The following is a 22149-nucleotide window of genomic DNA, read 5'->3' as shown; positions in this document are numbered from 1 at the left end:
CGTGGGGAGATGGACAAAATAGCTATGTAAAAGAAAGTGTGAGGGAGGTAACGTTGCGGTAACCCCCTCTCCCGCGTGGAGAAAGGGGGCAAGACAGGAATTAACTGGCTTTTACGGCTTTTGCATTTTTCTGTTTGAACAGATAGCCGACACCCAGCACGGCAATCCATACCGGGATCAGATAGACCGAAATCCCCATGCCAGGCGTCATCAGCATGATCACCAGCACAGCGGCCATAAACAGCAGGCAGATCCAGTTGCCCAGCGGGTAGAACAGCGCCGGGAAGCGTGGCGTCACGCCCTGCAACTGTTTCGCGCGACGGAAACGCATATGCGCCAGGCTGATCATCGCCCAGTTGATCACCAGCGCGGAAACCACCAGCGCCATCAGCAGACCGAACGCCGATTCCGGTGCAAAGTAGTTGATCAGCACGCACAGCGCGGTGAAGAGCGCGGAAGTCAGGATGGTGTTCACCGGCACGCCGCGTTTATCCACTTTTTGCAGCATTTTCGGCGCGTTACCCTGCTTCGCCAGGCCAAACAGCATACGGCTATTGCAGTAGACGCAGCTGTTATAAACAGAGAGCGCTGCTGTCAGTACCACAATGTTCAGCGCGTTGGCGACGAAAGAGTCACCCAGTTCGTGGAAAATCAGTACAAACGGGCTGGTATCTGCCGTTACGCGGGTCCACGGCATCAGCGAGAGCAGTACCGCCAGTGAGCCAACATAGAAAATCAGGATACGATAGATAACCTGGTTGGTGGCTTTTGGAATGCTCTGTTCCGGGTTATCGGCTTCTGCGGCGGTGATCCCCACCAGCTCAAGACCGCCAAACGAGAACATAATGATCGCCATCATCATCACCAGCCCACCGATACCGTGTGGCAGGAAGCCGCCCTGTTCCCACAGGTTACGTACGGTCGCCTGCGGGCCAGCGCTACCGCTGAACAGCAGCCAGCCGCCGAAAACGATCATGGCGACAACCGCGAACACCTTAATAATGGCAAACCAGAACTCCATCTCACCAAACACTTTCACATTGGTCAGGTTGATGGCGTTAATGATGACAAAGAAGGCCGCAGCAGAGGCCCAGGTTGGGATTTCCGGCCACCAGAACTGAATATACTTACCGACCGCGGTCAGTTCCGCCATCGCCACCAGCACATACAGCACCCAGTAGTTCCAGCCAGAAGCAAAACCGGCAAAGCTACCCCAATATTTGTAAGCAAAATGGCTAAATGAACCGGCTACTGGCTCTTCCACGACCATTTCGCCCAACTGACGCATGATCAGAAAGGCGATAAAACCTGCAATGGCGTAGCCCAGAATAATACCGGGGCCGGCGGATTGAATGACCGATGCGCTGCCCAGAAAAAGGCCAGTCCCAATAGCGCCACCCAGCGCAATAAGCTGAATATGGCGGTTCTTAAGGCCGCGCTTTAGCTGATCGCCGTGCTGTTGACCTTCCATCATGAAACCTCGTGTGTGGTTATTATGTTTACGCTGTCGTTTGCGTGTAAGAAATAAATTCCATTTTTTGTATTTTATTATTTACGAATTGCGGACGTGATTTTTCGTCTGGCTCTTTCGTAGTGCCAAGAATAGTGGTAAGTGCGCGTGAATGCATCTGCTTTATGAAGCTGTTATGACGACTGATGAAAAAGAAACCGTTTGTCAGTACCCCAACTACTCCCTTTCCGACTACTTATTTTGTTTTTATGCAAATAAATTGCATAAACAATCAAAAATAAATCAACTGAATCGGTTCATATGCCTTAACTGGCGTTTCAATAAAGTTAAAACTGCCTCTTTCGTGGTAAATGGGACATTTGTGCAAGGTTACATCTTTGAAACGTCATTTCTGTATGATTGTTAAAATGTGCGTGGTTTCCTGATTTCAATCAAAACCTGTATGGACAGAAGGTGAATACTTTGTTACTTTAGCGTCAAGAACGTGAAATTGGTAAGACCAATTTACTCCGGCGAATGGCAGAGACAGGGAACCATGGCCTACAGCAAAATCCGCCAACCAAAACTCTCCGATGTGATTGAGCAGCAACTGGAGTTTTTGATTCTCGAAGGGACCTTGCGTCCCGGTGAAAAACTTCCTCCAGAACGCGAACTGGCGAAACAGTTCGATGTTTCTCGTCCTTCACTGCGCGAGGCCATTCAGCGCCTCGAAGCGAAAGGTCTGCTCCTTCGTCGCCAGGGTGGCGGGACTTTTGTCCAGAGCAGTCTGTGGCAGAGCTTCAGCGATCCGCTGGTAGAGCTGCTCAACGATCATCCCGAATCCCAGTTTGACCTGCTTGAAACCCGCCATGCATTAGAAGGCATTGCGGCCTATTACGCAGCGCTGCGCAGCACAGATGAAGATAAAGCGCGTATCAGCGAGCTGCACCAGGCGATTGAACTGGCGCAGCAGTCCGGGGATTTGGACGCGGAGTCCAGTGCTGTCGTGCAGTATCAAATTGCCGTAACCGAAGCGGCACACAATGTCGTGCTGCTTCATTTGCTACGCTGCATGGAGCCCATGTTGGCGCAAAACGTCCGGCAGAACTTCGAATTGCTGTACGCACGCCGGGAGATGCTCCCGCTGGTCAGCAACCATCGCTCAAGTATTTTTGCGGCGATCATGGCCGGGCAGCCGGAAGAGGCGCGTGAAGCGTCGCACCGCCACCTGGCGTTTATCGAAGAGATTTTGCTGGACAGAAGCCGTGAGCAGAGCCGTCGTGAACGCTCGCTGCGTCGGTTAGAGCAGAGAAAGAATTAAGATTTTCTGGCGCAGTTTGTGCCGGAAGAGTTGTGACACCAGCGCCAAACTTTAGAGCGCGGCAACTAAACGCAGAACCTGTCTTATTGCATCTTTCCCGAAGGGTGCAATGGGACAGGTTCCAGACAAATCAACGTATTAGATAGATAAGGAATACCCCCCATGTCAGAACGTTTCCAAAATGACGTGGATCCGATCGAAACTCGCGACTGGCAACAGGCGATCGAATCGGTCATCCGTGAAGAAGGTGTTGAGCGTGCTCAGTATCTGATTGACCAGCTCCTTTCTGAAGCCCGCAAAGGCGGTGTGAAAGTGGCAGCTGGCACAGGGGCGAGCAACTATGTAAACACTATTGCCGTTGAAGATGAGCCGGAATATCCTGGCAATCTGGAACTGGAACGCCGTATTCGTTCAGCTATCCGCTGGAACGCAATCATGACGGTTCTGCGCGCCTCTAAAAAAGACCTTGAGCTGGGCGGCCACATGGCTTCCTTCCAGTCTTCTGCGACCGTATATGAAGTTTGCTTCAACCACTTCTTCCGCGCCCGTAACGAGAAAGATGGCGGCGATCTGGTTTACTTCCAGGGCCATATCTCTCCGGGTATCTACGCGCGTGCGTTCGTTGAAGGTCGTCTGACTGAAGAGCAGATGAACAACTTCCGTCAGGAAGTGCACGGCAAAGGCCTGTCATCTTATCCGCACCCGAAACTGATGCCGGAATTCTGGCAGTTCCCGACCGTATCCATGGGGCTGGGCCCGATTGGTGCGATCTACCAGGCGAAGTTCCTGAAATATCTGGAACACCGTGGCCTGAAAGATACCTCTGAACAAACCGTTTACGCTTTCCTCGGCGATGGCGAGATGGATGAGCCGGAATCCAAAGGTGCGATCACTATCGCTACCCGTGAAAAACTGGACAACCTGTGCTTCATCATCAACTGTAACCTGCAACGTCTGGATGGCCCGGTAACCGGTAACGGTAAAATCATCAACGAACTGGAAGGCATCTTCGCAGGTGCTGGCTGGAACGTGATCAAGGTGATGTGGGGTTCCCGTTGGGACGAGCTGCTGCGTAAAGATACCAGCGGTAAACTGATCCAGCTGATGAACGAAACCGTTGACGGTGACTATCAAACCTTCAAATCCAAAGACGGCGCCTACGTTCGTGAGCACTTCTTCGGTAAATATCCGGAAACCGCAGCGCTGGTTGCAGACTGGACTGATGAGCAGATCTGGGCGTTGAACCGTGGCGGTCACGATCCGAAGAAAATCTATGCTGCACTGAAAAAAGCGCAGGAAACCAAAGGCAAAGCGACTGTTATCCTGGCCCATACCATTAAAGGTTACGGCATGGGTGATACCGCTGAAGGCAAAAACATTGCCCACCAGGTTAAGAAAATGAACATGGACGGCGTGCGTTATATCCGCGACCGTTTCAATGTTCCGGTAACCGATGAGCAGGTTGAAAATCTCTCTTACCTGACCTTCCCGGAAGGCTCTGAAGAGTACAAATACCTGCACGAACGTCGCCAGGCGCTGAAAGGCTACCTGCCGTCTCGTCTGCCGAAGTTCACCGAGAAGCTGGAACTGCCTGCGCTGTCTGATTTCTCCCAGTTGCTGGAAGAGCAGAACAAAGAGATCTCCACCACTATCGCTTTCGTTCGTGCTCTGAACGTGATGCTGAAGAACAAATCGATCAAAGATCGCCTGGTTCCGATTATCGCCGACGAAGCGCGTACTTTCGGTATGGAAGGTCTGTTCCGTCAGATTGGTATTTACAGCCCGAACGGCCAGCAGTACACCCCGCAGGACCGTGAGCAGGTTGCTTACTACAAAGAAGACGAAAAAGGTCAGATCCTGCAGGAAGGTATCAACGAACTGGGTGCCGGCGCATCCTGGCTGGCGGCTGCGACCTCTTACAGCACCAACGATCTGCCGATGATCCCGTTCTACATCTACTACTCCATGTTCGGGTTCCAGCGTATCGGTGACCTGTGCTGGCAGGCTGGCGACCAGCAGGCTCGCGGCTTCCTGATTGGGGGGACTTCCGGTCGTACAACGTTGAACGGCGAAGGTCTGCAACACGAAGATGGTCATAGCCACATTCAGTCGCTGACTATCCCGAACTGTATCTCTTACGATCCGGCTTATGCGTACGAAGTGGCTGTCATCATGCATGACGGTCTGGAGCGCATGTACGGCGAGAAACAAGAAAACGTTTACTACTACATCACCACGCTGAACGAAAACTACCACATGCCGGCCATGCCGGAAGGTGCCGAGGAAGGTATCCGTAAAGGTATCTACAAACTCGAAACCGTTGCAGGTAGCAAAGGTAAAGTTCAGCTGCTGGGCTCCGGTTCTATTCTGCGTCACGTGCGTGAAGCCGCGCAGATCCTGGCGAACGATTACGGCGTGGGTTCTGACGTGTACAGCGTCACCTCCTTCACCGAACTGGCGCGTGATGGCCAGGATTGTGAGCGCTGGAACATGCTGCACCCGCTGGAAACTCCGCGCGTTCCGTACATCGCTCAGGTGATGAACGACGCTCCGGCAGTGGCTTCTACTGACTATATGAAACTGTTCGCTGAGCAGGTTCGTACTTACGTACCGGCTGATGATTACCGCGTACTGGGTACCGATGGCTTCGGTCGTTCCGACAGCCGTGAAAACCTGCGTCACCACTTCGAAGTTGATGCTTCTTACGTGGTGGTTGCAGCGCTGGGCGAACTGGCTAAACGTGGCGAAATCGACAAGAAAGTGGTGGCGGAAGCAATCACCAAATTCAACATCGATGCAGAAAAAGTTAACCCGCGTCTGGCGTAAGAGGTAAAGAGATAATGGCTATCGAAATCAATGTACCGGACATCGGGTCTGATGAAGTTGAAATCACCGAGATCCTGGTCAAAGTGGGCGACAAAGTTGAAGCTGAACAGTCGCTGATCACCGTAGAAGGCGATAAAGCCTCTATGGAAGTCCCGTCTCCGCAGGCTGGCATCGTTAAAGAGATCAAAGTCTCTGTCGGCGATAAAACCGAGACCGGCAAACTGATCATGATTTTCGATTCCGCCGATGGTGCAGCAGCCGCTGCACCTGCTAAGGCAGAAGAGAAGAAAGAAGCGGCACCGGCTGCTGCTCCGGCCGCTGCGGCTGCCAAAGAAGTTAACGTACCGGATATTGGCGGCGACGAAGTTGAAGTCACCGAGATCCTCGTCAAAGTGGGCGACACCGTTGCGGCTGAACAGTCTCTGATCACCGTAGAAGGCGACAAAGCCTCTATGGAAGTTCCGGCACCGTTCGCGGGTACGGTTAAAGAGATCAAAATCAACACCGGCGACAAAGTCTCCACCGGTTCCCTGATCATGATCTTCGAAGTTGCAGGCGCTGCACCGGCAGCGGCTCCGGCACAGGCGGCAGCTCCGGCTGCGACAAGCGCGCCGGCAGCAGCGGCTTCTGGTCCGAAAGAAGTTAACGTACCGGATATCGGCGGTGACGAAGTTGAAGTGACCGAAGTGCTGGTAAAAGTGGGCGACAAAGTTTCCGCTGAACAGTCACTGATCACCGTAGAAGGCGACAAAGCGTCTATGGAAGTTCCGGCACCGTTCGCCGGTACCGTAAAAGAGCTGAAAGTGAACGTGGGCGATAAAGTCTCCACCGGCTCTCTGATCATGGTGTTTGAAGTGGAAGGCGCTGCACCTGCCGCCGCTCCGGCTGCTGCGGCTCCGGCTCCTGCTGCTCAGGCGGCAAAACCGGCGGCTGCACCGGCACCGGCGAAAGCTGAAGGCAAATCTGACTTTGCTGAAAACGACGCATACGTCCACGCGACGCCGCTGATTCGCCGCCTGGCGCGCGAATTCGGCGTGAACCTGGCGAAAGTGAAAGGCACCGGCCGTAAAGGTCGCATCCTGCGCGAAGACGTTCAGGCTTACGTGAAAGAGGCGATCAAACGCGCTGAATCTGCGCCTGCCGCTGGCGCAACCGGTGGTTCTCTGCCGGGTCTGCTGCCGTGGCCGAAAGTGGACTTCAGCAAGTTTGGTGAAATCGAAGAAGTGGAACTGGGCCGTATCCAGAAAATCTCTGGTGCTAACCTGAGCCGTAACTGGGTGATGATCCCGCACGTTACGCACTTCGATAAAACCGATATCACCGATCTGGAAGCGTTCCGTAAACAGCAAAACGCCGAAGCTGAGAAGCGCAAACTGGACGTGAAATTCACCCCGGTTGTCTTCATCATGAAAGCCGTTGCTGCAGCGCTTGAGCAAATGCCGCGCTTCAACAGCTCTCTGTCTGAAGATGGTCAGAAGCTGACGCTGAAAAAATACATCAACATCGGTGTGGCGGTGGATACGCCGAATGGTCTGGTTGTTCCGGTCTTTAAAGACGTGAACAAGAAGAGCATTACTGAGCTGTCCCGCGAACTGACTGTCATCTCCAAAAAAGCGCGTGATGGCAAGCTGACCGCTGGCGAAATGCAGGGCGGTTGCTTCACCATCTCCAGCATCGGCGGCCTGGGCACCACCCACTTTGCGCCGATTGTGAACGCGCCGGAAGTCGCTATCCTGGGCGTCTCCAAATCTGCAATGGAGCCGGTCTGGAACGGTAAAGAGTTCGTGCCGCGTCTGATGATGCCGATTTCGCTCTCCTTCGACCACCGTGTGATTGACGGTGCTGATGGTGCGCGCTTTATCACCATCATCAACAATATGCTGTCGGACATTCGCCGTCTGGTGATGTAATCGAGAAAGCCGGCCTGACGGCCGGCTTTTTTCTGATAATCTCATTGGGCTTTTGGGGTTATCAGGGGCAAAGGACAAATCGTTTGCCGTTTGTTGTTTCAAAATTGTTAACATTTTTGTAAACTGCGGGCGGATAGAACGTCCCGGTGGATGAAGGGCGACACGAAGTACCCCTGACCGCCGGAAATCAATAAGAGGTCATGATGAGTACTGAAATCAAAACTCAGGTCGTGGTACTTGGGGCAGGCCCGGCAGGTTACTCTGCTGCCTTCCGTTGCGCTGATTTAGGTCTGGAAACCGTCATCGTTGAACGTTACAGCACCCTCGGCGGTGTTTGTCTGAACGTAGGTTGTATCCCTTCTAAAGCGCTGCTGCACGTAGCAAAAGTTATCGAAGAAGCCAAAGCGCTGGCTGAACACGGTATCGTATTCGGCGAGCCGAAAACCGATATCGACAAAATCCGTACCTGGAAAGAGAAAGTGATCACCCAACTGACCGGTGGTCTGTCGGGTATGGCGAAAGGCCGTAAAGTGAAAGTGGTCACCGGTCTGGGTAAATTCACCGGGGCGAACACCCTGGAAGTTGAAGGCGAAAACGGTAAAACCGTGATCAACTTCGACAACGCTATCATCGCGGCGGGCTCCCGTCCGATTCAGTTGCCGTTCATTCCACACGAAGATCCGCGTGTATGGGATTCCACCGATGCGCTGGAGCTGAAATCCGTACCGAAACGTATGCTGGTTATGGGCGGCGGTATTATCGGTCTGGAAATGGGTACCGTGTACCATGCGCTGGGTTCAGAGATCGACGTGGTTGAAATGTTCGACCAGGTTATCCCAGCAGCAGACAAAGATATCGTTAAAGTCTTCACCAAACGCGTCAGCAAGAAATTCAACCTGATGCTGGAAACCAAAGTAACGGCCGTTGAAGCGAAAGAAGACGGTATCTACGTTTCTATGGAAGGCAAAAAAGCCCCTGCTGAAGCGCAGCGTTACGACGCCGTGCTGGTGGCTATCGGTCGTGTACCGAACGGTAAAAACCTCGATGCCGGCAAAGCAGGCGTTGAAGTGGACGAGCGTGGCTTCATCCGCGTTGACAAACAGCTGCGCACCAACGTGCCGCACATCTTTGCTATCGGCGATATCGTCGGTCAGCCGATGCTGGCGCACAAAGGCGTGCATGAAGGTCACGTGGCCGCTGAAGTTATCGCCGGTAAGAAACACTACTTCGATCCGAAAGTTATCCCGTCTATCGCTTACACCGAGCCAGAAGTTGCATGGGTTGGTCTGACTGAGAAAGAAGCGAAAGAGAAAGGCATCAGCTACGAAACCGCCACCTTCCCGTGGGCTGCTTCTGGCCGTGCTATCGCTTCCGACTGCGCTGACGGTATGACCAAACTGATTTTCGACAAAGAGACGCACCGCGTTATCGGTGGCGCGATTGTCGGCACCAACGGCGGCGAGCTGCTGGGTGAAATCGGTCTGGCGATCGAAATGGGTTGCGACGCGGAAGATATTGCGCTGACCATTCACGCGCACCCGACGCTGCACGAATCTGTTGGCCTGGCCGCAGAAGTGTTCGAAGGTAGCATCACCGACCTGCCGAACCCGAAAGCGAAAAAGAAATAAGTTTTCGCTGACAATAAACGCCTCTTCGGAGGCGTTTTTTTTACGCCAATTTTACCAGGTAACCGCGTTTTTCACTGCCAGGGGGGTAAATATTACGCAGATTTTGCCGATAGTAATGCCTATAGCCATTCCCGGCGAGATAAGGAGTTTCATCGTCATGATCACCGGACTTAACCTGTCATCGCTTTCATCAGCAATGAGAGTGGCGTCAACTTCCCTGGCGAGCACCACGGTGCGCACAACTACCCGCGCTGCCACGCCTGCCGAAGCACCCTCTTCGACAAAAGTGATGTTTGGCAGCCAGACGTCTGATATTGCAGCGGTCTACAGCCTGTCACCGAAAAAACTCAGCGCGACTTCACCCCAGGATGCCGTGATGAAGGGGTTATTGCAGGCCGCTGTCGGCAGTAACTCGTTGTCCTCTTTAGGCAGTATTGGCAGCACGCTGCTGAGTAATCTGAAAGAGAGTCGTACCGATGTCACCCACGCCGTTACCAGCGCGACGGCGGGAGCGGCGGGCCAGCAATCTGCGGTTTCGCTGGATATTGTGACGCAGTCGGGTTCCACCTTGCACCTTAACATGACGCAGAAAGAGGATGGCGTGGTGGTGGAGTTAAAAACCGACGGTGAAGCGCTGAATGATGATGAAGCCGCGGCTGTCGCAAACCTGGGCACATCGCTTGAGAAAGCGCTAAGCGGACTGGGGCAAAATCCGCCGAAAATCGATATTTCCGGGCTAACCAACTTTGACAGCAGCGTGCTGAAATCCGTGGATTTAAAAACGGATGTTCGCACTGATGATGCTTCGGTACAGTCGCTGAATTTCCATGCCAGCACCACCGACCGCTATGTCGCCTATCAGGATAAGGATTTCTCGCTGAAAGTGAGCAGCGACCTGTCGAATCCAGCATTGGCTGGCGACTACGCTCAGCAGCAGGCCACGTTAAGCGCCTACGATACTAAGTTTGACAAGGCGCGCTCGACCGGGCACGGCGATCGCGATCAGATGGAAGCGCTGAAGTCGGTGTTCCGTGCGTTAAACACCACCGCCAGCGCGGAGCGTACCGCGATTACGGTTGGTGCGGATATTCGCGTTGATAACAGCGGCCGGTCGCAACTGAGCGGGCTGAACGATTTCTCACTGTCGCTGACACAGACTGAGAAATCAATTAACCCGGCGCGCGATGATGAGAAAGATCGTTTCTCTTATCAGGCCTCCCAGTCGACGACAGAAAACGTGCTCAGCGACGGTTCAAAAAGCGTGAAACAGACCACGCGCAGCCACATTAGCGCGGCCTGGCATGAAGCGCTCGATCCTTCGATTCCGCTGGCGCTGAATAAGATGAAGTCGTCGCAGAACTACACCTATCATCTGCTGGAAAATGATGAAGAGAGTACAACCACGCTGAATTACAACAGCCGTGGGATGCTGGGGTCGGTTGGTCACAACGAACAAGTGAACAACCGTGAAACGGTGAAAAAATATGTGCGCGGCGAGCTGGTGGATCAGACGGTCACGCCATTGCAGTACGCGCGCAGTAACGTGCTTTCGCTGCTGAAATCCGCATAACTCTGTCATCACAAAACGGCTCTGCGGAGCCGTTTTTCATGGTTTTTAGCGTCGATTCTGTTTCGTTAAAACCGTCTCTAGCCTGCATTATTCCGCCCTTAACGATTCAGCAAGTATTTAATGTTGCTTTTTTGTAAACAGATTAACACCCCCTGAAAATCCTGCTATGCTGCCCGACGCGGTTCGCGGATTTACCCTACAAACTGCTGTCTCACAGGAGCGTGAAGAGAAACGCCTGCCGCATTATGACAATGAGAGCGAGGAGAACCGTCGTGCTAGAAGAATACCGTAAGCACGTAGCTGAACGTGCCGCTGAGGGGATTGCGCCAAAACCATTAGATGCAACCCAGATGGCAGGCCTTGTCGAGCTGCTGAAAAGCCCGCCTGCTGGCGAAGAAGAATTCCTGATTGATCTGCTGACCAACCGTGTCCCGCCGGGCGTTGATGAAGCCGCCTATGTCAAAGCGGGTTTCCTTGCCGCTGTCGCCAAAGGCGAAGCCACCTCCCCGCTGGTTACCCCTGAAAAAGCCATCGAACTGCTGGGTACCATGCAGGGCGGTTACAACATCCATCCGCTGATTGATGCGCTGGATAACGACAAACTGGCGCCGATTGCTGCCAAAGCGCTGTCCCATACACTGCTGATGTTCGATAACTTCTACGATGTGGAAGAGAAAGCCAAAGCGGGCAACGCATATGCGAAGCAGGTGATGCAATCCTGGGCCGATGCCGAGTGGTTCCTGAGCCGTCCGGCGCTGGCGGAAAAAATTACCGTCACCGTCTTCAAAGTGACGGGCGAAACCAACACCGACGATCTCTCTCCGGCACCGGATGCCTGGTCGCGCCCGGATATCCCGCTGCACGCGCTGGCGATGCTGAAAAACGCCCGCGAAGGCATTGAACCTGATCAACCGGGTGCCGTTGGCCCGATCAAACAGATCGAAGCCCTGCAACAGAAAGGTTTCCCGCTGGCGTACGTTGGCGACGTTGTGGGTACCGGTTCTTCACGTAAATCCGCCACCAACTCTGTGCTGTGGTTTATGGGCGACGATATTCCGTTCGTGCCGAACAAACGCGGCGGCGGCCTGGTGCTGGGCGGCAAAATCGCGCCAATCTTCTTCAATACCATGGAAGATGCCGGTGCGCTGCCGATCGAAGTGGATGTCAGCAGCCTGAACATGGGCGACGTGATTGACGTTTACCCGTTCAAAGGTGAAGTGCGCAACCACGAAACCGGCGAACTGCTGGCCAGCTTTGAACTGAAAACCGATGTGCTGATCGACGAAGTGCGCGCCGGTGGCCGTATTCCGCTGATTATCGGCCGCGGCCTGACCACCAAAGCGCGTGAAGCGCTGGGTCTGCCGCACAGCGACGTATTCCGTCAGGCAAAAGATGTGGCAGAAAGTAACCGCGGTTATTCGCTGGCGCAGAAAATGGTGGGTCGCGCATGCGGCGTTGCGGGTGTCCGTCCGGGTGCTTATTGCGAACCGAAAATGACCTCTGTCGGCTCCCAGGACACCACCGGCCCGATGACCCGTGATGAACTGAAAGATCTGGCGTGCCTGGGCTTCTCTTCCGATCTGGTGATGCAGTCCTTCTGCCATACCGCTGCTTATCCGAAGCCGGTTGACGTCACCACGCACCATACGCTGCCGGACTTCATTATGAACCGTGGCGGTGTTTCCCTGCGTCCGGGCGATGGCGTCATCCACTCCTGGCTGAACCGCATGCTGCTGCCGGATACGGTCGGCACCGGCGGTGACTCCCACACCCGTTTCCCGATCGGCATCTCTTTCCCGGCGGGTTCCGGCCTGGTGGCGTTTGCCGCCGCGACCGGCGTTATGCCGCTGGATATGCCGGAATCAGTGCTGGTGCGCTTTAAAGGCAAAATGCAGCCGGGCATCACGCTGCGCGATCTGGTGCATGCTATCCCGCTGTATGCCATTAAACAGGGTCTGCTGACCGTTGAGAAGAAAGGCAAGAAAAACATCTTCTCCGGCCGCATTCTGGAGATCGAAGGTCTGCCGGATCTGAAAGTTGAGCAGGCGTTTGAGCTTACCGATGCTTCCGCTGAACGTTCCGCTGCCGGTTGCACCATCAAGCTGAACAAAGAGCCGATCATCGAGTACCTGAACTCCAATATCGTGCTGCTGAAGTGGATGATTGCAGAAGGCTACGGCGACCGTCGTACGCTGGAGCGTCGTGTCCAGGGTATGGAAAAATGGCTGTCGGATCCGCAACTGCTGGAAGCCGATGCTGACGCAGAATATGCGGCGGTGATCGACATCGATCTGGCGGAAATCAAAGAGCCGATCCTCTGTGCGCCGAACGATCCGGATGATGCACGTCTGCTGTCTGACGTGCAGGGTGCCAGCATCGATGAAGTGTTCATCGGTTCGTGCATGACCAATATCGGTCACTTCCGCGCCGCCGGTAAGCTGCTGGACAGCCACAAAGGCCAGCTGCCGACCCGTCTGTGGGTGGCACCGCCAACCCGTATGGACGCTGCGCAACTGACGGAAGAGGGCTACTACAGCGTGTTCGGTAAGAGCGGCGCGCGTATTGAGATCCCGGGCTGTTCCCTGTGCATGGGTAACCAGGCGCGTGTGGCCGATGGCGCAACGGTGGTTTCGACCTCGACGCGTAACTTCCCGAACCGTTTAGGTACTGGTGCAAACGTCTACCTGGCCTCTGCAGAACTGGCAGCGGTTGCCGCGCTGATCGGTAAACTGCCGACGCCGGAAGAGTATCAGACCTATATTGCTCAGGTTGATAAGACGGCGGTCGATACCTACCGTTATCTGAACTTCGACCAGCTTAATCAGTACACCGAAAAAGCCGACGGCGTGATTTTCCAGACCGCCGTCTGACCGACAAGCCACCCTTCGGGGTGGCTTTTTTTCTGCCTCCACTGCGCAATACGTTTCGTTTAAGCGCAGCAAAGTTTTTCAAACCCTGCTGTTTCCATAAAAAACCAGGCTACTTACGTGCCGCATTTAGCGGGTGCGTGAGACGATATTTGCCCGGCTCAAACCGATTGAGCATCGGGTGTCGAAGGCCGACGGGTGATTTCTGCGCAGGCAGATGGATATTTTGCAACGCTTCCGGTTGTTGCGCTGTTTTTCTTGTATTGTGCTGCGATAATTACTGCATAGGCGGTTATCAGGCCTGCAAGAGGAAGCAACTATGGATTACGAATTTCTGCGCGATGTCACCGGAACCGTTAAGGTGCGCATGTCGATGGGGCACGAAGCAGTCGGGCACTGGTTCAATGAAGAGGTAAAAGAGAACCTGGCCCTGCTGGACGAAGTTGAGCAGGCGGCAAAAACGGTGAAAGGCAGCGAGCGATCCTGGCAGCGCGCCGGGCATGAATATACGCTGTGGTTGGATGGCGAGGAAGTGATGGTTCGTGCCAACCAACTGGAGTTTTCCGGCGATGAGATAGAAGAGGGGATGAGCTACTACGATGAAGAGAGCCTCTCACTGTGCGGTGTGGAAGACTTTTTGCAGGTGGTCGCTGCCTACCGTCAGTTCCTGAAACAACGCTAACCGGGAGCGTCCTTGCTCCCTTCGCGCGTTACACGGCCGGGATATTTCGGCCGTAGTAGATCTCGCGCATCTCTTTCCACAGCGCTTCGGTGATCTCTTTACGCTCTTCGGGGGTCAGCTCTTCCGGCCTGGTATGGAACATGTAGTGCTTCAGGTCGAACTCCTTCAGCAACATTTTGGTATGGAAAATGTTTTCCTGATAAACGTTAACATCCACCATGTCATACAGTGATTTCATGTCATCAGACATAAAGTTCTGAATCGAATTAATCTCGTGATCGATAAAGTGCTTCATGCCGTTTACGTCACGCGTGAAGCCGCGAACCCGATAATCGACGGTGACAATATCGGACTCAAGCTGGTGGATCAGGTAATTCAGCGCTTTCAGCGGTGAAATTACGCCGCAGGTGGATACTTCAATGTCGGCGCGGAACGTACACAAACCGCCTTCCGGGTGGCTTTCCGGGTAGGTATGTACGCAGATGTGGCTCTTATCCAGATGCGCCACTACCGCTTCCGGCAGCGGGCCGGGGTGCTCTGTTTTGTCGATCAAGTGAGGATCGACCGGTTCTTCGCTCACCAGAATGGTGACGCTTGCGCCCTGCGGTTCGTAATCCTGACGGGCAATATTCAGGATATTGGCACCGATGATGTTACAGGTTTCCGTCAGGATTTCGGTCAAACGGTTGGCATTATAGAGTTCATCAATGTAGGCAATATAGCCGTCACGCTCTTCTGCGGTTTTGGCGTAGCAGATGTCGTAGATACAAAAACTCAGGCTTTTGGTCAGGTTGTTAAAGCCATGTAGTTTAAGCTTTTTCAATTTTTATCACCTCCTTAGAGTCACTGTGCAGACAACGCGTCTTGCAGATATTGTGGCAGAGCGAATGCTGCGGTATGAATCGCCGGATTGTAGTAACGGCAGGTGAGTGCGGCATTGTGGAAACGGGCGGCGATGATCTCGGTCGAAAGATGGCGCAGTACCTCGTTATCCGTGGCCCAGGCGAAGGTCATAATACCGCCGTAATAGGTCGGTACTGCGGCCTGGTAAAAGCTGACGTCGCTAAAATAGTGGCTCAGCTTACGATGACTGCCGACGGCTTCATCTTGTTGCAGGAAACTGACGCCGTTTTGCGCGACAAAGATCCCGCCAGCATTCAGGCAACGTTTGCAGCCTTCGTAGAACGCTGAGGTGAACAGGCTCTCGCCGGGACCAATAGGATCGGTACAGTCGGAAATGATCACGTCGAACGTCTTGTCGGTCTGATTAACAAAGTTGACGCCGTCATCGATCACCAGATGGAACCGCGGATCGTCGTACGCGCCCGCATTGTGCTTCGGCAGGTACTGGCGACAGAAAGAGACGACGCCCGCGTCGATTTCTACCATGGTGATGGTTTCGATGTTTTTGTGGCGGGTGACTTCACGCAGCATTGCGCCGTCGCCGCCGCCGATGATCAACACATGTTTTGCGTGGCCGTGCGCCAGCAGCGGAACATGGGTCATCATTTCGTGGTAGATAAATTCGTCGCGTTCGGTGGTTTGTACCACGCCATCCAGCGCCATTACGCGGCCAAAGGCGGCGTTCTCGAAAATGATCAGATCCTGGTGATCGGTCTTTTCGTGATAAAGCACTTTGTCCACGGCAAAGTACTGACCAAAATGGTCATGCAGCGTTTCTTGCCACATCGTGTTGTCGGCCATTGGTTGCTCCTTTGTTAACGCCCGTAAAACGGGCGCAACATAATAGCTAACTCTGCTCGTGGTTGCACGGTCAGAGTTTAACCATGGCGACAGCTTACTTCACGTAGGCGAGCAGGCTTAAGGAGTCGCGGGCCAGCGCTTTGCATTTTTTGGCGGTGGGAATGCCAATGCCGCTTAAATCGCGGTAGCTATCTTCGCCAAGCGACTTCATGTCCCATGCATCATAGTTGCTGAGATCCCACTGGTTTTGCTGGGCGAAAAATACCAGCGCACGGCGGATCTGCCCGTTGGGTAAATTGTTATAACCGCAGTCATTTTTCAGAAAGACGAACACCGCCGTGAGATCGGCCATGTCTTCGGCTTCGGATTCGCTTAGCGCATAACTGTTCACGGAGACAGCCAGCAGGCTGCCAAGGAGTACTGTTCTGAAAAACGTCTTCATTATTTCTACCACGGCGTAACGGAATTTAAACGTTAGCACAGTCCGCATAAGGCGACGATATTTATTATTACCTCTTTTCTTGACCTTCCGGCAGGGGAAAGGTTTAAGCTCAAATTATCGTCTGCACCAGATAAGGAAATGCCATGCAACGTCGAGATTTTTTGAAATATTCCGCCACGCTGGGCGTGCTAAGCGCCTTACCGCTGTGGAGCCGCCCACTGTTTGCCGCGGAACGCCCGGCGCTACCTATTCCCCCGCTACTTAGTGCCGATGCGCAAGGACGTATCGCGCTGACGGTGCAATCAGGAGAAACGCTATTTGGCACGAACAAAGCCGCCACCTGGGGGTATAACGGCGCACTGTTAGGGCCAGCGTTACAACTGCGTCAGGGACAGAAGGTGACGATTGATATTCGTAACACCCTTGCGGAAGAGACGACCGTTCACTGGCACGGGGTGGAAGTGCCTGGCGACGTTGACGGCGGGCCGCAGGGCATCATCAAAGCGGGCGGCAGTCGCTCAGTGACCTTTACACCCACGCAGCAGGCCGCGACCTGCTGGTTCCATCCGCATCAGCATGGCAAAACCGGCCGTCAGGTTGCGATGGGGCTGGCGGGACTGGTGCTGATAGAAGATGACGCTATTCGCCAGTTGCGGCTACCGACGCAGTGGGGCATTGATGATGTGCCGGTTATCGTGCAGGACAAAAGGTTTACCGCGCAGGGGCAGATCGATTATCAGCTGGATGTGATGAGCGCCGCGGTCGGTTGGTTCGGCGATACGCTGCTGACCAATGGCGCAATCAACCCGCAACATGCCGCTCCGCGCGGCTGGCTGCGCCTGCGCTTGCTGAATGGGTGTAATGCGCGTTCGCTGAACTTCTCGACCAGCGATAAGCGCCCACTGTATGTGGTGGCGAGCGATGGTGGTTTATTAAGTGAACCGGTGAAAGTGAGTGAACTGCCGATGTTGATGGGCGAGCGTTTTGAAGTGCTGGTGGATACGCGCGATGGCAAACCCTTTGATATCGTGACGCTGCCGGTGCAGCAGATGGGAATGACGGTCGCACCGTTCGATAAGCCGCATCCGGTATTACATATTCAACCGCTACAGATCGCCGCTTCGGGTACTTTGCCGGATTCGCTGGCCCCGGTGCCGGGTTTACCTGCGCTGACAGGCTTAACGCAGCGGACGCTGCAGCTATCGATGGATCCGATGCTCGACATGATGGGCATGCAGGCGTTGCAGAAGAAGTATGGCGATAGCGCGATGGCCGGGATGATGATGGGGAACGGGCAAATGGGACATGGCCAGATGATGAACATGGATCACGGTAAGATGATGGATATGGACCATGGGCAGATGAATCATGGCGCGCAGGGGTTTGATTTCCACAATGCCAACCGCATCAACGGTAAAGCTTTCGATATGAACACGCCCGCTTTCGCGGCAAAAAAAGGGGAGTACGAGCGCTGGGTGATTTCCGGCGAGGGCGACATGATGTTGCACCCCTTCCATATTCACGGCACTCAGTTCCGTATTTTATCGGAGAACGGCAAACCACCGGCCGCACATCGTGCAGGCTGGAAAGATACGGTTAATGTCTATGGTGCGCGCAGTGAAGTGTTAGTCCGTTTTCAGCATGATGCGCCGAAAGAGCACGCTTATATGGCGCACTGCCATCTGCTGGAGCATGAAGATACCGGCATGATGTTAGGGTTTACAGTGTAAAAACGCCTACCGTCAAACGCCCGGTGGCGAGATGCTTACCAGGCTTACGCGATCTGCAGGCCGGATAAGCGGTAGTGCCATTCGGCAAAAAAGCCCGGAAGCGTTTAGCCTACCGGGCTTTCTACCATCAGCATGCCGGATGCGTCATCTCATCCGGCATTTTTATTTACTTTGCATCGTCCGGCAGCGCATAGGCCACGATATAGTCGCCCATCTTCGTACCGAACGAGCCGTGACCGCCTGCGGAAATGACAACATACTGCTTGCCATTCACTTCATAGGTCATCGGTGTTGCCTGGCCACCTGCCGGTAACCGGCCTTGCCACAGTTTCTCACCGTTGCTCATATTGTATGCGCGCAGGTAGTTATCTGCGGTTGCGGCAATAAACAGCACGTTACCTGCGGTGGAGATCGGGCCACCCAGCATCGGCATACCCATATTGAACGGTACAGGAACCGGCATCGGGAACGGCATGCTGTCCTGCGGCGTACCAATACGTTTTTTCCATACCACCTGGTTGGTTTTCAGATCCAGAGCGGAAATGTAACCCCACGCCGGTTGTTTACACGGCAGACCAAACGGTGACAGGAACGGGTTCAGCGTTACGCCAAACGGCACACCATACTGCGGCTGAATCCCTGATTCCGTACCGGTGCCTTTTGCATCCTTAGGCGGTTCCATCGGGTTACCAGGGCCGCGCGGGATCAGCTTCGACACAAACGGCAGCGCCATCGGGTTAGCAATCGCTACCTGACGATCGGGATCGACAGAGATGCCGCCCCATTCGAACATACCCAGGTTACCCGGGAAGACCAGCGTGCCCTGCTCAGACGGCGGAGTGAAGATGCCTTCATAGCGCAGTTTCTGGAACATCACGCGACACACCAGTTGGTCGAACATGGTGGCGCCCCACATGTCCGCGCCGCTCAGGTTTTGCTTCGGACGGAAACTCAGGTCAGAGAAAGGCTGGGTTTTGCTGACGTAATCACCTTTCGCTGCGCCTTGCGGTACCGGTTTTTCCGGCGCCGGAACAACCAACTTGCCGTTGGTACGATCCAGCACGAAGATGTTACCAGTTTTCGCCGGCGCGTAGATGACCGGAACGGTTTTGCCATTAACGGTAATATCCGCCAGCGTTGGCTGCGACGGCATATCCATATCCCACAGATCGTGGTGAACCGTCTGGTAGCTCCACACCAGTTTGCCGGTGCTGGCATTCAGCGCCACGATTGAACTGGCATAGCGTTCCTGCTCCGGCGTGCGGTTACCGCCCCAGATATCCGGCGTGGTAACGCCCATCGGCAGATAGACTAAATCCAGTTTCGCGTCATAGGCCGCAGGTGCCCAGGAGTTCGGCGAGTTAAAGGTAAAGGTATGTTCGTCCGACGGAATCGCGTTCGGATCTTTCGCGCCCGGATCGAATGCCCACAGCAGTTTACCGGTGTTGACATCGAAACCACGGATAACGCCAGAGGTTTCACGGGTTGAGAAGTTATCGGTCACCGAACCGGCAATCACGATAGTTTTATCCGTGATGATCGGCGGCGAGGTCGGCTCATACAGGCCAGGCGTGGTGTCCGGCATGTTGGTTTGCAGATTCAGGATACCTTTGTTAGCAAAGGTTTCGCACAGCTTACCGTTATCCGCGTTGATGGCAAACAGACGGCCATCGTTCACCGGCAGGATAATACGGCGCGGGCAATCGGCAACCACGTCCGGGCTGGCATTATCGGCGCGCGCTTCATGGAAAGAAACGCCGCGGCAAGTGACATGCTGGAAGGATTGATTGGCATTCAGTTGCGGATCGAAATGCCACTTCTCTTTACCGGTTGCGGCATCAACGGCAAACAGACGCTGGTGCGCAGTACACAGATAAAGCGTGTCGCCGACTTTAATGGGCGTCACTTCATTGGTCAGTTCGCCCGGATCGGTTGGCAGCTTCAGATCGCCCGTGCGGAATACCCAGGCTTCCTTCAGGTTCTTCACGTTGTCGGCGTTAATCTGTTTCAGCGGCGAGTAACGTTGGCCTTCCTGGTTGCGGCCATAGGCCGGCCAGTCGCCATCCGCTACCTGAGAAATAGGTGCGGCAGGGGTTGAATCGGCGCTCAGAGTGCCATTTACTTCTTGCGGGTCGTTAAAGCCCGCCCAGGTGAGGATCCCGCCGCTAATCAGCAGGGCCACCACCAGTCCTGCGACGGCGCCGCCGGATGGGATAACCAGTCGCCGCCAGACGAAGGGGAGAATCAGCCAGATGCCAAAGAAGACGAGGATATCGCTTCGCGGCGCCAGCGCCCAGAAATCGAAGCCGACTTCCCACACGCCCCAGATCATGGTGGCAAGCAGCAGCGCGGCATACAGCCACAGCGCAGCACGCTTACCTTTCCACAGTAACCAGGTGACACCCAGCATCACCAGACCGGCGATCGGGTAATACCAGGAGCCACCAATGGCAACAAGCCAGGCTCCCCCGATTAACAGATACAGCCCGCAAAGCGCTGCAAACAGTGTTGTCAGCGTAATCAGAAGCCGCGGTTGTTGAGTTTTTGTTTCCGCCATAAAAGACACTCATCTAAGTTGTTAATTTTTTGATAGCAGATAATTATAGTCATTAACAAATGTGATCGTCATCACAAAATGAGCTTTCTTGTTCGATAGCCAATGAAAATCAATTTGCTGGTATACTTTGCGTCTTAATTCTCAATTCGTCAGGCAATCGCCAGTGATTGAGTGATTTACTCTTTAAATCAAATGGTTAGTAAAATGAAACACACTGTGGAAGTGATGATCCCGGAAGCGGAGATCAAAGCGCGTATCGCTGAACTGGGTCGTCAAATCACTGAGCGTTACAAAGATAGCGGCAGCGAAATGGTGCTGGTTGGCCTGCTGCGCGGATCATTTATGTTCATGGCGGATTTATGCCGTGAAGTGCAGGTTTCTCACGAAGTCGATTTTATGACCGCCTCCAGCTATGGCAGCGGTATGTCCACCACGCGTGACGTGAAAATCCTGAAGGATCTTGACGAAGATATTCGCGGCAAAGATGTGTTGATCGTCGAAGATATTATTGATTCCGGTAACACGCTGTCGAAAGTACGTGAAATTCTTAGCCTGCGCGAACCGAAATCGCTGGCGATCTGTACGCTGCTGGATAAACCTTCCCGCCGCGAAGTGGACGTGCCGGTGGAGTTTGTCGGTTTTGCTATTCCGGACGAGTTTGTGGTGGGCTACGGGATTGACTACGCGCAGCGCTACCGTCATCTGCCGTATGTCGGCAAAGTGGTTCTGCTGGACGAATAAAAAAATCGGGGCCGCTGGCCCCGAGTGATTATTTGTGGTTGTTGTGCTTCTTACTGAGGTTGGAGACGCCCTGGCGATAACGCTGCTCCAGCGATTCGCGGTTGGTTGCGCTCACTTCCAGATTGCGCAGCAGGCCGTCGTGAATGCCGTAGGCCCAGCCGTGAATCGTCACTTTCTGGCCGCGTTTCCAGGCGGATCGCATGATTGTTGAATGGCCCAGGTTGTAAACCTGTTCCATGACGTTCAGCTCGCACAGGGTATCGAAGCGGCTCTCTGCCGGTATCTCGCCGAGCAGCGAGCTATGTTTAAACCAGATATCGCGGATGTGCAGCAGCCAGTTATCGATAAGCCCAAGTTCAGGATTTTCAACCGCCGCCTGCACGCCGCCGCAGCCGTAGTGACCGCAGATGATGATGTGTTCGACTTCCAGCACGTCCACCGCGTACTGCACAACGGAGAGGCAGTTCAGGTCGGTATGAATCACCAGGTTGGCGACATTACGATGAACAAACAGTTCGCCGGGTTCGAGGCCGGTAAGGCGCTCGGCTGGTACGCGGGAATCGGAGCATCCAATCCAGAGGAAACGCGGTTTTTGTGCTTGTGCCAGCGTGGCAAAAAAACCGGGATCTTCTTCCACCAGCATTTTTGACCATAGTGCGTTATTGCTGATGAGTGTATCTATGTCCTTCATGGAAGTGGATAACCTGTAACGGTAAGTGCG

General features: G+C 54.1%; 15 protein-coding genes. 9 read left to right on the top strand and 6 right to left on the bottom strand.

The annotated features are described in order from the left end of the window. Nucleotides 1-100 precede the first annotated feature (100 nt). Nucleotides 101-1474, bottom strand: a complete 1374-nt coding sequence (gene aroP / locus AWR26_RS21195) for an aromatic amino acid transporter AroP (protein ID WP_139227946.1) — start codon at nucleotides 1472-1474, stop codon at nucleotides 101-103. Between the two features lie 532 nt (nucleotides 1475-2006). Here aroP and pdhR point away from each other — a divergent pair. From pdhR to yacL, 7 genes are all read left to right on the top strand, one after another. Next, entirely contained in the window at nucleotides 2007-2771 is a 765-nt protein-coding gene (gene pdhR, locus AWR26_RS21190) for a pyruvate dehydrogenase complex transcriptional repressor PdhR (protein WP_043954981.1), read from the top strand. A gap of 162 nt (nucleotides 2772-2933) precedes the next feature. After that, nucleotides 2934-5597 (top strand): pyruvate dehydrogenase (acetyl-transferring), homodimeric type, encoded by a 2664-nt coding sequence (gene aceE, locus AWR26_RS21185; RefSeq protein WP_064568418.1) that lies wholly within the window; start codon nucleotides 2934-2936, stop codon nucleotides 5595-5597. A gap of 14 nt (nucleotides 5598-5611) precedes the next feature. Beyond that, entirely contained in the window at nucleotides 5612-7507 is a 1896-nt protein-coding gene (gene aceF / locus AWR26_RS21180) for a pyruvate dehydrogenase complex dihydrolipoyllysine-residue acetyltransferase (RefSeq protein ID WP_064568417.1), read from the top strand. Nucleotides 7508-7710: 203 nt separating this feature from the next. Further along, nucleotides 7711-9135 (top strand): dihydrolipoyl dehydrogenase, encoded by a 1425-nt coding sequence (gene lpdA, locus AWR26_RS21175; protein ID WP_007373177.1) that lies wholly within the window; start codon nucleotides 7711-7713, stop codon nucleotides 9133-9135. A gap of 157 nt (nucleotides 9136-9292) precedes the next feature. Then, entirely contained in the window at nucleotides 9293-10705 is a 1413-nt protein-coding gene (locus AWR26_RS21170; protein ID WP_074922568.1) for a hypothetical protein, read from the top strand. Nucleotides 10706-10977: 272 nt separating this feature from the next. After that, nucleotides 10978-13575 (top strand): bifunctional aconitate hydratase 2/2-methylisocitrate dehydratase, encoded by a 2598-nt coding sequence (gene acnB, locus AWR26_RS21165; protein ID WP_139227947.1) that lies wholly within the window; start codon nucleotides 10978-10980, stop codon nucleotides 13573-13575. A 316-nt stretch (nucleotides 13576-13891) separates the two neighbouring features. Continuing rightward, entirely contained in the window at nucleotides 13892-14254 is a 363-nt protein-coding gene (gene yacL, locus AWR26_RS21160; protein ID WP_043954975.1) for a protein YacL, read from the top strand. A gap of 28 nt (nucleotides 14255-14282) precedes the next feature. Here the strand turns inward: yacL and speD are convergent, their stop codons facing one another. The 3 genes from speD to AWR26_RS21145 all read right to left on the bottom strand — a co-directional run bounded on the left by speD (nucleotide 14283) and on the right by AWR26_RS21145 (nucleotide 16400). Then, complete coding sequence (speD, locus tag AWR26_RS21155) at nucleotides 14283-15077, bottom strand: adenosylmethionine decarboxylase (RefSeq protein ID WP_064568414.1); 795 nt, start codon at nucleotides 15075-15077, stop codon at nucleotides 14283-14285. A gap of 20 nt (nucleotides 15078-15097) precedes the next feature. Then, a complete protein-coding gene (speE, locus tag AWR26_RS21150; RefSeq protein ID WP_007373184.1) occupies nucleotides 15098-15958 on the bottom strand; it encodes a polyamine aminopropyltransferase in 861 nt (286 codons plus the stop codon). A gap of 94 nt (nucleotides 15959-16052) precedes the next feature. Then, nucleotides 16053-16400 (bottom strand): YacC family pilotin-like protein, encoded by a 348-nt coding sequence (locus AWR26_RS21145; protein WP_007373185.1) that lies wholly within the window; start codon nucleotides 16398-16400, stop codon nucleotides 16053-16055. A 143-nt stretch (nucleotides 16401-16543) separates the two neighbouring features. Between AWR26_RS21145 and cueO the strand changes: the two genes are divergently transcribed. Next, nucleotides 16544-18130, top strand: a complete 1587-nt coding sequence (gene cueO, locus AWR26_RS21140; RefSeq protein ID WP_064568413.1) for a multicopper oxidase CueO — start codon at nucleotides 16544-16546, stop codon at nucleotides 18128-18130. Nucleotides 18131-18296: 166 nt separating this feature from the next. On the opposite strand, the gene AWR26_RS21135 is transcribed toward cueO, so the two are convergent. Continuing rightward, complete coding sequence (locus AWR26_RS21135) at nucleotides 18297-20687, bottom strand: glucose/quinate/shikimate family membrane-bound PQQ-dependent dehydrogenase (protein ID WP_064568412.1); 2391 nt, start codon at nucleotides 20685-20687, stop codon at nucleotides 18297-18299. 204 nt (nucleotides 20688-20891) lie between these two features. On the opposite strand from AWR26_RS21135, the gene hpt reads away from it, so the two are divergent. Then, nucleotides 20892-21428 (top strand): hypoxanthine phosphoribosyltransferase, encoded by a 537-nt coding sequence (hpt, locus tag AWR26_RS21130; RefSeq protein WP_051643997.1) that lies wholly within the window; start codon nucleotides 20892-20894, stop codon nucleotides 21426-21428. 28 nt (nucleotides 21429-21456) lie between these two features. Here hpt and can read toward each other — a convergent pair whose 3' ends face one another. Further along, complete coding sequence (gene can, locus AWR26_RS21125) at nucleotides 21457-22119, bottom strand: carbonate dehydratase (RefSeq protein WP_043954972.1); 663 nt, start codon at nucleotides 22117-22119, stop codon at nucleotides 21457-21459. Nucleotides 22120-22149 lie beyond the last annotated feature (30 nt).

The organism is Kosakonia oryzae (genome assembly GCF_001658025.2).
Taxonomy (GTDB): Bacteria; Pseudomonadota; Gammaproteobacteria; order Enterobacterales; family Enterobacteriaceae; genus Kosakonia; species Kosakonia oryzae.
The sequence above is the reverse complement of the archived record's forward strand: the minus strand, read 5'-3'. Positions and strand labels throughout refer to the sequence as shown.

Excerpts from the sequence above, each read along its gene's own strand:
- AWR26_RS21170 (WP_074922568.1), top strand. The coding sequence starts at position 9,293 with ATGATCACCGGACTTAACCTGTCATCGCTTTCATCAGCAATGAGAGTG.
- AWR26_RS21135 (WP_064568412.1), bottom strand. The coding sequence starts at position 20,687 with ATGGCGGAAACAAAAACTCAACAACCGCGGCTTCTGATTACGCTGACA.
- can (WP_043954972.1), bottom strand. The coding sequence starts at position 22,119 with ATGAAGGACATAGATACACTCATCAGCAATAACGCACTATGGTCAAAA.
- speE (WP_007373184.1), bottom strand. The coding sequence starts at position 15,958 with ATGGCCGACAACACGATGTGGCAAGAAACGCTGCATGACCATTTTGGT.
- AWR26_RS21145 (WP_007373185.1), bottom strand. The coding sequence starts at position 16,400 with ATGAAGACGTTTTTCAGAACAGTACTCCTTGGCAGCCTGCTGGCTGTC.
- hpt (WP_051643997.1), top strand. The coding sequence starts at position 20,892 with ATGAAACACACTGTGGAAGTGATGATCCCGGAAGCGGAGATCAAAGCG.
- pdhR (WP_043954981.1), top strand. The coding sequence starts at position 2,007 with ATGGCCTACAGCAAAATCCGCCAACCAAAACTCTCCGATGTGATTGAG.
- cueO (WP_064568413.1), top strand. The coding sequence starts at position 16,544 with ATGCAACGTCGAGATTTTTTGAAATATTCCGCCACGCTGGGCGTGCTA.
- yacL (WP_043954975.1), top strand. The coding sequence starts at position 13,892 with ATGGATTACGAATTTCTGCGCGATGTCACCGGAACCGTTAAGGTGCGC.
- aceF (WP_064568417.1), top strand. The coding sequence starts at position 5,612 with ATGGCTATCGAAATCAATGTACCGGACATCGGGTCTGATGAAGTTGAA.
- aroP (WP_139227946.1), bottom strand. The coding sequence starts at position 1,474 with ATGATGGAAGGTCAACAGCACGGCGATCAGCTAAAGCGCGGCCTTAAG.
- aceE (WP_064568418.1), top strand. The coding sequence starts at position 2,934 with ATGTCAGAACGTTTCCAAAATGACGTGGATCCGATCGAAACTCGCGAC.
- lpdA (WP_007373177.1), top strand. The coding sequence starts at position 7,711 with ATGAGTACTGAAATCAAAACTCAGGTCGTGGTACTTGGGGCAGGCCCG.